Source organism: Chitinophaga lutea (assembly GCF_003813775.1).
GTDB lineage: Bacteria > Bacteroidota > Bacteroidia > Chitinophagales > Chitinophagaceae > Chitinophaga > Chitinophaga lutea.
This window is the reverse complement of record NZ_RPDH01000001.1, coordinates 2,465,621-2,477,755: the sequence shown is the minus strand read 5'-3', so window position 1 is coordinate 2,477,755 and position 12,135 is coordinate 2,465,621. Positions and strand designations below refer to the sequence as shown.

Here is a 12,135-nt window from a genome sequence, read left to right as displayed (position 1 = left end):
ATCAACCAAAATCTAAATCGAGACTCTTTAGAATATTTTGGTCGTTGAAGTTGCCTTCAACTGAATATGTTTTATGTGCTGAAACGCCGTCAGGCAATGAGATTAAGTGCTGTATCGTTTCTTTTGATGACATGGCGTATGCATACCATATCATAGCATTTGTTAATGTCTTTTTCATAAGCAACAGATTTTGGTAACCCAATCTACCTTACCGGCATCGAATTACAACTGTTACTTATTGCTGTCAGAAGCCGGTCAAGATAAGTTTAATGGGAATGTTTTCAAGAGATTGATCAACGTGGCATACAGGTCTTCGTTCCTGTAATTGTACCGGAACTCGCATTCCTTCAGATGCAGGTAAGCGGTGTTCCTGTTCAGTCCCTTGAATTTGGCGAGGCGGTGCTTGGTAAGGCCCCAGAAACCATCCACATCGTCGAGCATCGCCTTGCCGGCGTCGGCATCGTGATGACCGTTACCGATGTGGTACAGGCGGTACTGGCCCAGGTCCACCACCCCGTTGAAACGGCGGATCCTTTCGGCATTACCGACGGTTTCCAGTACGGAACGCCCGCGGGCAATAGCCTGGATCATGGAACGGCTGACGTCAGGAAGGATTTCTGTGAAAACTTTTTGCTCCAGCTTGTAGATACCGAAAATCACAGGCCGCACAATACGGTCAACATCAGTTTTAACCGCAACGGCCGTATCGTGATCGTGATGCCCATGGTCGTACCCACGGCTCACCCAGGATGCAGCATTGGCTGTAGATTCAGGCTGCAGGGACTCACAGTACCTGACAATCTGCATCCTTATCTTTTTCAGGTAACTGTTGATGGTTACCCTGCTGACACCACTGATATTCGCTATCTGCGTGGCTGTCAGATCTTCGGAGAACAGCTTTAGTATCTCCTTAAACTTGCGCTCGGACAAATGAGCGCCTTTTAGGAACTTATTTTTCATGGACTAAGAGGTTAGAATGGCATGTTAAACCTCTTACTTTTTCTCGGCTATATATAATGCTTTATTATAAGCGGCAGGATGCATATGATGAACGTGCCCCACTAGATTATTTTACGGCGGCATTTAAAAAAAATCCGTGGCAAAACGCCACGGATTAAGGTTTTTGGGTGGAGCATAGCCTAAAAAGTTATCATGCTCCAGTTATATTAAATTGTTTAAGCGGTAAAATTCAGGGATGAGCGAATCAGTCTTCTTTTTCGTCGAGCCCTATCTGATCCAGCTTCATATCGGGTTCGTCGTCGAGCGTTTTCCACAGTTCCTTCTTCCGCGCTTTTTTCTGCAGGGCCTTTTCCATCCACAACAGCATGGCCGGCAGAATGGTGAGGTTGGTCACCATGGCCATCACCAGCGTCAGCGACGTGAGCCAGCCCAATGCCTTGGTGCCCTGGAACTCGGAGAAGGCGAAAATCATAAACCCGGCAAACAGGATAAGCGAGGTATAAATGATGCTCAGCCCCGTTTCGTTGATCGTTTGCCGCACGGTGGCGGATATGTCATAATTATTGAGCGGCAGCTCCTGCTTGAAGTTGACGAGGAAACGGATGGTCACGTCTATCGCAATCCCCAGCGCAATACTGAAAACAAGTACGGTGGAAGGTTTGATGGCGATGTCGAGCCAGCCCATCACACCGGCCGTTACCAGCAGCGGGATGATGTTGGGCACCAGCGAAATGATCAGCATCCGCCATGAGCGGAACAGGTACAGCATACAGAATACGATCAGCACAAACGCCAGCAGGATGCTTTCCAGCAGGCCGTTGATGATGAAGCGGCTGCCCTCCAGGAAAATGATGCTGGTGCCGGTAAAGCTGACTTTATACTGGGCGGTGTCGAATATTTCATTGACGTGCGGGCGCAGGGAATCGATCAGCCTCGGCAGTTCCACAGACCCCACGTCGGCCATGTTCACGCTCATACGGGCGATCTGCCGCGTACTGTCCATGAACGACGACACAAGTTTGGTGAAGGTGGAAGCATTATCGCCGGCGGCGCCTTTCATGCGCAGGTAAGGCGCCAGGAAGCCGATGTCGAACTGGTTGGGTATGGCATAGTTCGAACTGTCGCCGCCGTAATAGGCCTGCTTGGCGAACTTGATGCCCTCGGCCACGGAGAGCGGACGGGCAAAGGCGGGACGGCTGGCAATGATACCGCTCAGTTCGTCCAGCTTGGTGAGCGTCTGCAGGTTCACCACCCCGTTTTTCTTTTTGGTGTCGATGGCGATCTCAAGCGGCATCACACCTTTGAAATGCCGCTCAAAAAACTTCAGGTCAGTGTATAATTTATCCTTTTTAGGAATGTCGTCTACGATATACCCCACCGGTTTCAGCCGCAGCATCCCGATGATGGCGGCAGCCACCATCAGCACGGTAAACAGGTACACCATGGGGCGGTATTTGAACACCAGGTTGTTCAGCATGTCCAGGATGGAACGGAACATTTTATTGTCGAGGTAGCTGGTGTGCTTAGTTTTCGGCGGCGGCAGGTAACTCAGTACGGAGGGCAGGAAAATGAACGAGATCAGGAAGATGAGCATGATGTTCACGCCGGCCACCACCCCGAAGTGTTTGAGGATTTCGCTTTCCGTGAAATAAAACACCCCGAACCCGATGGCCGCCGTCAGGTTGGTGAACAGCGTTACGATGCCCATGCGCTGTACCATCCGCACGAGCGCTTCCATTTTTTTGCCGTGGATGGCGTACTCCGTATGGTACTTGTTGAGGAAATACACACAGTTAGGAATCCCGATCACCACGATCAGCGGCGGAATGAGGCCGGTGAGCAGGGTGATCTTATAACCGCAAAGCACGATCGTTCCCACCGACCATATCACGCCGATGGCCACCACGATCATACTCATCAGCACGGCGCCGAACGATCGGAAAAACACCAGCAGGATGAAGGCCGTGAGCAGAAAAGAGATCCCCAGGAACATCTTCAGCTCGTCGGCCACCTTGGTAGCCATGATGGTGCGTATCATGGGCAGGCCGCTCAGCTTCACATCGAGGTTGTGCCGCTTGCCGAATGCCTCGGCGGTTTGGGTGATGGCCTGCACCACCTTGATCCTTCCCTTGGAATTGAGCACACCTTTATTGATATGCACAGCCATCAGGAAAGAAGAACTGTTGGTGCTGTAGAGAAGCCCGCGGTAAAAGGGAAGAGAATAAAATATCCGGGAAAGGCTGTCCAGTTCCGCCTGCGTTTGCGGCATAGGACTGAAAAGCTGTACGGCCTTCAGTTTACGGGTGCTGTCGTCTTTTACCAGGTTAATGGCCACGGGCACGCTGAGGGTATTCTCCACAGCGGGGATCTTGCGCAGGTCGTCGTTCAGCTTCACATAATCCTTAAAAAATTCCAGGTTGAAAACGCTGTCGGTTTCGATCCCGATCACCATCATATTACCGTCTTCGCCGAACTTCTGTTTGAACTGCTGGTACTCCTGCCATTTGGGATTGTCCCTGGGGATGGCTCCCGTAAATTCATAAGACAGTTCCACCTTGCTGGCGTACCAGGCCATAATGGCGGTGCCTATCATCAACAAAGCCAGAAGCCATAAACGGAATTTCAGAACAAAACCTGCCAGGCGTTGCCACATATATAATACATGATTTGGTAAAGGCCATAAAGGTAACCATTCATTATGATTTATGCATATTAGATAATCGTAATTATTACATTTGGGGAAGTATGTTCATGCGCCTGTTCCTTTGTTTTTTACTGTTGTTGCCATGGAAGGCCCGCTGCCAGCCCATCCCCATCGGGCACTGGCGGGAGCACCTGCCCTGGCGGCAGGCAACGGGCATTGCCGCCGCGCCGGACCGCGTGTACTGCGCTGCTTCCCAGGGCGTGTTTGCCGTGAATTTTTCAGACAACAGCATCGTCCGTTACACCAAGGTCAATGGCCTGCACGACGGAAACATCGCGGCCATCGGCCTGCACGAAGCCAGCGCCGCACTGGTCATCGCTTATGCCAACGGCAATCTCGACATCCTGCGGAACGAGTCCGTCATCAACATCCCTGAATTCAAACTGTCACCTGTAACAGGCGACAAACGCACCCGGCAGATCATCTTTACCGGTAATAATGCCTACCTGGCCACCGGGGCGGGCATTGTGGCCATCAACCTCAGCCGGCTCGAGATCGCGGACAGCTACCGCATCGGCGCCGTTACGGCCCTGGCGCAGGACGCACAATACTTTTACGCCGCCACCGCCGCCGGCATCCGGCGGGCGCCCCAACAGGGCAGCAACCTCGCCGACCCCGCCAGCTGGGAAACCATGAGCGCCTGGGGAGGCGCCACCGGCCTTGCCACCGTCAACAATCAACTGCTGGCGCTCCACCGCGACACGATATTCCTGCTGCAAAGCGGCGCACGGCAGCGCTGGTTCACCAACGGCTCCCCCATTTCACATATCGGCGTATCGGGCGGCGCGGTATTCGTGTCCCAGCCCGGCGGCCTGCTGCAGCTCTCGGCCACCGGCGCACCCACGGCCACATTTCCGACACCCGCCCCGGTAGCGGCCGCCGTCGCCGGGCAGGTTACCTGGGTGGCCGACGCACAAAACGGGCTGATAAGGTTCAGCAATGGCAGTTCCGCCAACTTCACACCCAATGCGCCTTACGGCATCGTCACCGGCGAGATGCAGGTGCACAACGGCGTGCTCTGGGCCGCATCCGGCACGGTGACCGCCAACTGGCAGGGCACCCGCAATACTTCGGGGCTGTATAAATTCGAACAGGAAGAATGGCGGCATCTCCCCTACCCGGACGCCCTCCGCGACCTGATCACCCTCAGCGCCGCCGGTAACGAAATGTTCGCCGGCTCTTTCGGCGGGGGACTGCTCGCCGTGGGCGCCAATACCACCGTCAAACCCGGTGGAGACTCCCTCCTCAGCGGTCTCGCCACCGACCGCGAAGGCCGGCTGTGGGTCAGCACCTTCGGGGCTGCATATAACCTGCATATGCGCCGCCCCGACAATACCTGGCTGGATTTTTCGATCCCCATATTTCATACGGGCAATGCCGTTAGCCAGGTGCTGGTAGACGATGCGGACCAGAAATGGATCGTATCCCCACGGGGTAATGGCGTATTTGTTTTCAACCACGGCACAGGGCCGGACAATGTCGCGGACGACCGCTGGAAACTCTACAAACCCGGCGCCGGCCAGGGCAACCTGCCGTCGGCCGACGTGCGCTGCATCGCAAAGGATAAAGACGGTTATATCTGGATAGGCACCGCCAGGGGAGTGGCCGTGGTGCAATGCCCCGCCACCATGTGCGAGGCCTACTGGCCCGTGCTGCGGGAGGATAATTTCGCTGGTTACCTGTTCCAGAACGAGCAGGTCAATGCCATCGCGGTGGACGGCGCCAACCGCAAGTGGGTGGGCACGCAGAACGGCGCCTGGCTGGTATCGCCCGCCGGGGAAAAGATCCTCGAACATTTTAACGCCGCCAACAGCCCCCTGCCTTCAGATATCATCCACCGCATCGTCGTCCACCCCGCCACCGGCGAGGTGTTTTTTGCCACGGCCGCTGGCCTGCTATCCTGGCGGGGCACCGCTACCGAAGGAGAAAACGTGCAGGGCGGCGAGGTGCTGGTATTCCCCAACCCGGTACCGCCCCGTTACGAAGGCACCATCGCCATCCGCGGCCTCGTGCAGAACGCGGTGGTGAAAATCACCGACGCTGCCGGCCGCCTCGTATATCAAACCCGTGCCCACGGCGGGCAGGCGGTATGGAATGGCAGGGATTACACCGGGCGCCGCCCGCAGAGCGGCGTGTATCTCGTTTTTGCTTCAGACGATACCGGCAGGGAAAAAATCGTCACAAAACTGGTATTTATTCACTGATAACCGACTTTTGCAGCATGCTGCATAAAACACCCGGAATAGTGCTGCGCACCGTCAAATACGGCGACACCAGCCTTATCCTGAGCATATTCACAGAGCTGTTCGGTATACAATCGTATATCGTGAACGGGGTGCGTTCCTCCAAACCGAAGGCGGCAAAGGGAAACCTGCTGCAACCCGGCAACATCCTCGACCTGGTGGTGTACCACCACGAACAGAAAAACCTCCAGCGCATTTCGGAATTCAAACTGGGACATGTATATACTTCCATGCACGTGAACATCGTGAAAAACACGGTGGCCCTCTATCTCATCGAACTGCTGCAGAAAACCCTCAAACAGCCGGAAGCACAGCCGGAACTGTATCACTTCGCGGCCGACAGTTTTAAAGCGCTCGACGCGGCCACTTCCGCCGCGGCGGCCAACCTGCCGCTGTATTTTACGCTCAGACTGGCCGCCCACCTGGGCTTCCACTTCGGGGGGCGCTATTCTTCCTACACTCCCTACCTCGATCTGCAGCAGGGCATTTTCACCGACCTGCCGCCGCACCATACCCAGTACCTCGACGAAGTGTCGAGCCAGATCACCGACCAGCTGCAGCAAATCCGCCATCCCGCCGATCTCGGGAAAATTGAATTGAATAAAGACAGGAGAAGGAATCTTTTGTACGCCTACCTCGATTTTTACCAGTTGCACATCCCCGATTTCACGGAGCTGCATTCGCCGCCGATATTGAATGAGATACTGAGCTAATGGGGAAATACACCCCTCTTCTTCACGCGCATGGCAGCTTTCTGAAAAATGGATTTGGAAGCAATGCTGTGCCCGGCTTTCCGGCTTATCGCCGTTGACAGCAAATGGCGGCCGGGATGATTTCCCGCTTTAGCGGCTGAACTGCCCGCGTCTTATTTCCCGTAGTATTTCAATGTAGTCGTTTGGCCGTCGAAGTCGGCGTAGGAATGGTAGTTCAGCCAGTCGCCGAGGTTGATGTAGCGACTGTTTTCGCCCACTTTCAAATCGAGCGGCAGGTGGCGGTGCCCGAAAATGAAGTAGTCGAAATGTTCTTTCTGCAGGATTTCCTTGCTGTAGATGGCCAGCCATTCATCCTCCTCGCCCAGGAATTCTTCGAGCTGCGAGCCGGTGGAGGCGCGGCTTTTACGGCTCCAGTAATTGGCCATGGCAATGCCCCAGCTGGGGTGAATGAGGGAAAAGAGAGAGCGGCATAGCGGGTTGCGGAACACCTTTTTCAGGAACTTGTAGCCGTGGTCGCCGGGCCCGAGGCCGTCGCCATGCCCGATGTAGAAACGTTTGCCGGCGATGGTATAGGTCTGCGGCTCGTAATACACGGGAATGTCCAGCTCTTCTTCAAAATAGCCGTCCATCCACATGTCGTGGTTGCCGATGAAAACGGAAATGCCGATGCCTTTATCGCGCAGTTCGGCGAGTTTGCCGAGCAGGCGGGTATAGCCTTTGGGGATGGTGTGTTTGTATTCGAACCAGAAATCGAACAGGTCGCCTACCAGGAAGATGTGCTGCGCGTCCCGGGCGGCCTCATCGAGCCAGCGCACCACCAGCCTTTCCCGCTCGCGGCTCTTTTCCATGTCGGGAGCGCCGAGGTGAAAGTCTGATGCGAAGTAGATGCGTTTGCCTTCCGGTAATAACAGTTCCATGGTACTTGCTTAAATGTAAAATGCAAAAGTGATGATTTCCTTTTGCATTTTACATGTATTGTATTCAATAATCATTCGCTATTCATCGAGCAGGAAAACGTACACTTCCTTCGGCCCGTGCACCCCTACCACCAGTGTTTTCTCGATATCCGCCGTACGGCTCGGGCCGGTGGCGAAGGAGATCATGGAAGGCAGCTGGCCCTGGTATTTGTCCTTTACTTTGGCGATGCCGTCTTTCAGGTCAAACACCAGCTGATGGGTGTAGGCGATCACGATGTGCACCGGCGCGAATACCGGCAGGGCGCGCCCGGAGGGCTGTGCGGCCGATAATACGAGGGTACCGGTACGGGCCACGAGGCATTCACAATCCGTGATGGCCGCATCGAGCGTGTACATATCGCCGACGTTCAGGTACGCCGGTTTGTAAGGTTCCAGTATTTTTTCGAGCGAAGGCGTTTTGCAGTGCACATGCGTCCACTCTTTGTTTTCCACAAGCGCCTGGAGGTTTTCCGCCAGTTCGTCGCGGCTGGAGCAGAAGATGAATTTACCCTGCAGTTTCGAAAACTCTTCGGCAAATTTCATTTCCAGTCCGTCGTGTTTGGTCTCGAACACCGGGTTGTTGCCTTCCGCGTTGGGAAACGGCAGTTGCACCGGCTGGCTGAGCGCATTCCTGACTCTTTTCAGGATATTTTCTTTGGCAGGAGATACTTTCATCCTTATTCTGAAATTACATTAGCCGGTGAAGGGTTGATGATGTCGGAAGGATGCACACCGTCGGTGGTCATGCCTTCTTTATTCAGATGATGCTCCTTGTGCGTATCGTAAGGACGTTTGCCGATGAGGCGCTCCAGGTCATCTTTATACAGCACTTCTTTCTTCAGCAGTTCCTGCGCAAGCAGTTTCACGTTGTCCATTTTATCGGCCAGGAGGGCTTTGGTGCGCTCGTAGGCTTTTTCGATCAGCAGGCGTACCTCATGGTCGATCATTTTGGACGTTTCTTCCGAATACGGTTTGGTGAACGCCTGGTCGCTGTTCGGGTCGTAGAAAGACACGTTACCGATCTTGTCGTTCATACCGTATACGGTTACCATGGCGTAAGCCATCCGCGTGATCACCTGCAGGTCGTTCTGCGCACCGGTGGATACTTTGCCGAACACGAGGTCTTCCACCGCACGGCCGCCGAGCGTCATGCAGATATCGTCCATCAGCTGTTCGGTGTTGTACAGGTACTGCTCTTTGGGCAGGTACTGCGCGTATCCGAGGGCGGCTACGCCACGCGGCACGATGGTTACTTTCACCAGCGGGTTGGCATGCTCGAGGTACCAGCCGCATATAGCGTGACCTGCTTCGTGGTAGGCGATCACTTCTTTTTCTTCGGGAGAAATGATCTTGTTCTTTTTCTCGAGACCACCGATCACACGGTCGATCGCATCGTTGAAGTCTTCCATTTCCACTTCCGTTTTGCCTTTACGGGCGGCGATGAGGGCCGCTTCGTTACAAACGTTGGCGATGTCCGCGCCGGCGAAACCGGGCGTCATGGAAGCCAGCTTTTTGATATCGAGGTTGGGGGAAGTTTTGATGGGTTTCAGGTGCACGTCGAAGATGTGCTCACGGCCGGCCAGGTCCGGTTTGTCGATGGAGATCTGGCGGTCGAAACGGCCGGGGCGCAGCAGCGCACTGTCGAGCACATCCGGGCGGTTGGTGGCGGCGAGGATGATGATACCGCTGTCGGTACCGAAACCGTCCATTTCCACCAGCAGCTGGTTGAGGGTGTTCTCGCGCTCGTCGTTGCTCATCATCACGTTTTTACCACGTGCACGGCCGATAGCGTCGATCTCATCGATGAAGATGATACAGGGCGCTTTTTCACGGGCCTGTTTGAACAGGTCGCGCACACGGCTGGCGCCCACGCCCACGAAGAGTTCCACGAAATCGGAACCGCTCATGGAGAAGAAGGGCACTTGTGCTTCGCCTGCCATCGCTTTGGCCAGCAGCGTTTTACCGGTGCCCGGAGGGCCCACCAGCAATGCGCCTTTAGGTATTTTACCACCGAGTGCGGTGTATTTTTTCGGGTTTTTGAGGAAATCCACGATTTCCATCACTTCCACTTTTGCTTCGTCGAGACCGGCCACATCGTTGAACGTGATGTTCACACGGGTGCCTTTGTCGAACAGGGTGGCTTTGGATTTGCCGATATTGAAGATGCCGCCGGGTCCGCCGCTTCCGCCGGAAGGGCCGCCCATTTTACGCATCAGCAATATCCACATGCCTATCAAAAGCAGAATGGGCAGTAAAATCTGCATCAGGGGATCGAACCAGTTCTGACGGTCCTGGTAAGACACGTTCATCTGGTCTGCCAGCGGCATATCCGCCTGTGCCTTGTCCAGTTCTTTCTGGAAGCTTTCCACGCTGCCGATGGTGAACTGGAAATGCGGACCGGGGTTCGCTTGTCCGAAACGGCTTTTTGAAACGGTTTCGTACTTGGGATCGTTCAACCGGTCTTTTTTGATGTAAACCTCCACCAGTCTTTTATTCACTACCACCAGCTTGTCAACGTCGCCTGTGCGCAGGTATTCCTGCTGGAATTGTTTAAAACCGGTCAGTTCCTTGGGTTTGTTGCCGAGATCAACAAAGTTCATTGCCAGCAAGGCAATGCCAATGAAGGCATAAACCCAGTATATATTAAACTTTGGCCCTTTTTTCGGAGATTTTTCTGATCCCTTACTATAGTTGTTGCCTCCTTTTTCCATGATCGTTTCGCTCCTTTACGTGAGTGTTGTTGTCTGTTTATACAAATAATTAATACAAAACCGGGGGTTTTGTTCAGTTTTCAAGGTGTTCCACCTGCTCCGCGTCACTCCACATCTCCTCCAGTTTGTAAAACTTACGGGTTTCAGGGATAAAAATATGTACTACAATGTTCACATAATCAACCAGAATCCATTGCTGCGCAGTAAATCCCTCATGCTTATACGGGGTTTCCCCTGTATGCATTCTCACTTCTTCTTCCACAAAGTCCGCTATGGCTTTTACCTGCGTATTGGAATTGGCCTCACAAATGATAAAGAAGTCTGCAACCGCTTCAGGGATCTTGCGCAGATCAAGGGAAACGATATTCTCCCCTTTTTTGTCCTGTATGGCCTTTATGATGGTAGTAAATATCTTGCTGTTCCGGGTGATGCGTGCCGCCGCTTTTTTCCTGCTATTAAGAATGGTCAAGGGTGCCAATAAATGCTGTTTTTGTTAAAAATAATCTTTAATCTCCAAAATTACTAAACCAGCGCCAAAATATCATATACGCTTATATATGAGAGGACGAATGAAGCGGTAAAAAATTGTTAAAATGCTTTACTTTGTTCCTCAACGATAAAACTGGCGGAGTGATCGGTAACCCATTTCACGTGCTGGACACTGTAGACAGCACCAATAACTATGCCATGGCCCGGGTGAACGAGGGCATGGTGGCAGACGGCGCCACCTGGTTTGCGATGGAGCAGACGGCCGGAAAAGGGCAGCGGGGCAAACAATGGCATTCCACCCCCGGCGAGAATATCATGTTAACAACCGTGCTGCAGCCCGCCCTGGCCCTGTCTGAGCAATTCATGCTGAGCGTGGCCGTGGCCCTGGGCGCACATGACTTCTTTTCTGCATATGCCGGCGACGAGGCCCGGATCAAGTGGAGCAACGATATTTACTGGCGTGACAGAAAGGCAGGGGGCATCCTGATAGAGAACGTGTTACGCGGCAATATCTGGCAATATGCCATAGCCGGCATCGGCCTTAACATCAACACCCCTCATTTCCCGGAAAGCCTCACCAACCCGGTATCGCTCCGGCAGATCACCGGGAAAACCTGGAACAGCGTTGACCTGGCGCATGAGCTCTGTGCCTGCCTCGACCGCCGCCGCAACCAACTGGAGCCCGGCCGGTTCGAAACCCTGCTCGGGGAATACAAAGCCGCGCTCATCCGCTTCAACGAGCCGGCGCTCTACAAAAAAAACGGCGAAATCTTCCAGGGCGTCATCCGCGATGTACTGCCCGACGGCCGCCTCTGCCTCGAAAAGGGACGCGACATGCTGGAACTGGGCTTCGGGGAGGTGGAATTCATTTTTGCACGGTAAACATCAGCAAACCGGGTGCCATCCAGTGTTTCAAGGGGGCAATCTGAAAAAACCCCCTATTTCCGGGGGTTACAGCGGGCTCACCTCCGTGTTCAACGAAGCTTCAACGAAGGACGAACGAACCTTCAACGAACCTCCGTTTTTTCGCTCATCCTTCGTTATTCCCCCAGTGTAGGTTCGTTCATCCTTCGTTGAAAACCGTTTTTCCGGGCTCCATAGGGCCCGTTTCTCCTGTCCGGCAACGTTATTTCTCCGTTCATGCACGATGTAACCGGTAAAAATGTGGGACCTTTACGCCGTAAAGGAAGATGCGGCCGTTTGCGAACGTGCCGCCTGCGAACGGAGCACCATCCAGCGATTCTGATGTATGGAGGTAAAACGCTGCCTGATAAAAAGCGATTCCCCCGTAACCGGCATTCGCCCGCACGCTTTAAACATCAGGAATATTCCCCGCGGAAGTGCGCAAAACAATCAAGG

10 protein-coding genes are annotated in these 12,135 nt (G+C 53.9%); 3 read left to right on the top strand and 7 right to left on the bottom strand.

Annotated elements, in window-relative coordinates; genetic code table 11:
* Nucleotide 1 precedes the first annotated feature (1 nt).
* The 3 genes from EGT74_RS26885 to EGT74_RS10010 all read right to left on the bottom strand — a co-directional run bounded on the left by EGT74_RS26885 (nt 2) and on the right by EGT74_RS10010 (nt 3,613).
* Nucleotides 2-178 carry a hypothetical protein gene (locus tag EGT74_RS26885; protein WP_158618079.1) on the bottom strand — a complete coding sequence of 59 codons (177 nt, stop codon included), beginning with the start codon at nt 176-178 and terminating at the stop codon, nt 2-4.
* Between the two features lie 77 nt (nt 179-255).
* The gene (locus EGT74_RS10015) at nt 256-960 is read right to left on the bottom strand and encodes a hypothetical protein (RefSeq protein WP_123846367.1); all 705 of its coding nucleotides are present in this window, start codon (nt 958-960) and stop codon (nt 256-258) included.
* Nucleotides 961-1,204: 244 nt separating this feature from the next.
* Nucleotides 1,205-3,613, bottom strand: coding sequence for an efflux RND transporter permease subunit (locus EGT74_RS10010; protein ID WP_123846366.1), 2,409 nt, complete (start codon nt 3,611-3,613; stop codon nt 1,205-1,207).
* A gap of 92 nt (nt 3,614-3,705) precedes the next feature.
* Here EGT74_RS10010 and porZ point away from each other — a divergent pair, with 92 nt between their 5' ends.
* A complete protein-coding gene (gene porZ, locus EGT74_RS10005; RefSeq protein WP_123846365.1) occupies nt 3,706-5,868 on the top strand; it encodes a type IX secretion system anionic LPS delivery protein PorZ in 2,163 nt (720 codons plus the stop codon).
* Between the two features lie 17 nt (nt 5,869-5,885).
* Nucleotides 5,886-6,620, top strand: a complete 735-nt coding sequence (gene recO / locus EGT74_RS10000; protein WP_123846364.1) for a DNA repair protein RecO — start codon at nt 5,886-5,888, stop codon at nt 6,618-6,620.
* A gap of 152 nt (nt 6,621-6,772) precedes the next feature.
* On the opposite strand, the gene EGT74_RS09995 is transcribed toward recO, so the two are convergent.
* The 4 genes from EGT74_RS09995 to rsfS form a co-directional block, all read right to left on the bottom strand.
* Nucleotides 6,773-7,537 (bottom strand): UDP-2,3-diacylglucosamine diphosphatase, encoded by a 765-nt coding sequence (locus EGT74_RS09995; RefSeq protein WP_123846363.1) that lies wholly within the window; start codon nt 7,535-7,537, stop codon nt 6,773-6,775.
* A 78-nt stretch (nt 7,538-7,615) separates the two neighbouring features.
* Nucleotides 7,616-8,251, bottom strand: a complete 636-nt coding sequence (locus EGT74_RS09990) for a LutC/YkgG family protein (protein WP_123846362.1) — start codon at nt 8,249-8,251, stop codon at nt 7,616-7,618.
* 2 nt (nt 8,252-8,253) lie between these two features.
* Nucleotides 8,254-10,287, bottom strand: a complete 2,034-nt coding sequence (gene ftsH / locus EGT74_RS09985; RefSeq protein WP_123846361.1) for an ATP-dependent zinc metalloprotease FtsH — start codon at nt 10,285-10,287, stop codon at nt 8,254-8,256.
* Between the two features lie 73 nt (nt 10,288-10,360).
* Nucleotides 10,361-10,756 (bottom strand): ribosome silencing factor, encoded by a 396-nt coding sequence (gene rsfS, locus EGT74_RS09980; protein WP_246008169.1) that lies wholly within the window; start codon nt 10,754-10,756, stop codon nt 10,361-10,363.
* 161 nt (nt 10,757-10,917) lie between these two features.
* On the opposite strand from rsfS, the gene EGT74_RS09975 reads away from it, so the two are divergent.
* Nucleotides 10,918-11,658 (top strand): biotin--[acetyl-CoA-carboxylase] ligase, encoded by a 741-nt coding sequence (locus EGT74_RS09975; RefSeq protein ID WP_123846359.1) that lies wholly within the window; start codon nt 10,918-10,920, stop codon nt 11,656-11,658.
* Nucleotides 11,659-12,135: the final 477 nt, after the last annotated feature.

What these genes read in the sequence shown, in the direction of transcription:
- EGT74_RS26885 (WP_158618079.1), bottom strand. Translation starts at nt 178, where the DNA reads ATGAAAAAGACATTAACAAATGCTATGATATGGTATGCATACGCCATG.
- EGT74_RS10015 (WP_123846367.1), bottom strand. Translation starts at nt 960, where the DNA reads ATGAAAAATAAGTTCCTAAAAGGCGCTCATTTGTCCGAGCGCAAGTTT.
- EGT74_RS10010 (WP_123846366.1), bottom strand. Translation starts at nt 3,613, where the DNA reads ATGTGGCAACGCCTGGCAGGTTTTGTTCTGAAATTCCGTTTATGGCTT.
- porZ (WP_123846365.1), top strand. Translation starts at nt 3,706, where the DNA reads ATGTTCATGCGCCTGTTCCTTTGTTTTTTACTGTTGTTGCCATGGAAG.
- recO (WP_123846364.1), top strand. Translation starts at nt 5,886, where the DNA reads ATGCTGCATAAAACACCCGGAATAGTGCTGCGCACCGTCAAATACGGC.
- EGT74_RS09995 (WP_123846363.1), bottom strand. Translation starts at nt 7,537, where the DNA reads ATGGAACTGTTATTACCGGAAGGCAAACGCATCTACTTCGCATCAGAC.
- EGT74_RS09990 (WP_123846362.1), bottom strand. Translation starts at nt 8,251, where the DNA reads ATGAAAGTATCTCCTGCCAAAGAAAATATCCTGAAAAGAGTCAGGAAT.
- ftsH (WP_123846361.1), bottom strand. Translation starts at nt 10,287, where the DNA reads ATGGAAAAAGGAGGCAACAACTATAGTAAGGGATCAGAAAAATCTCCG.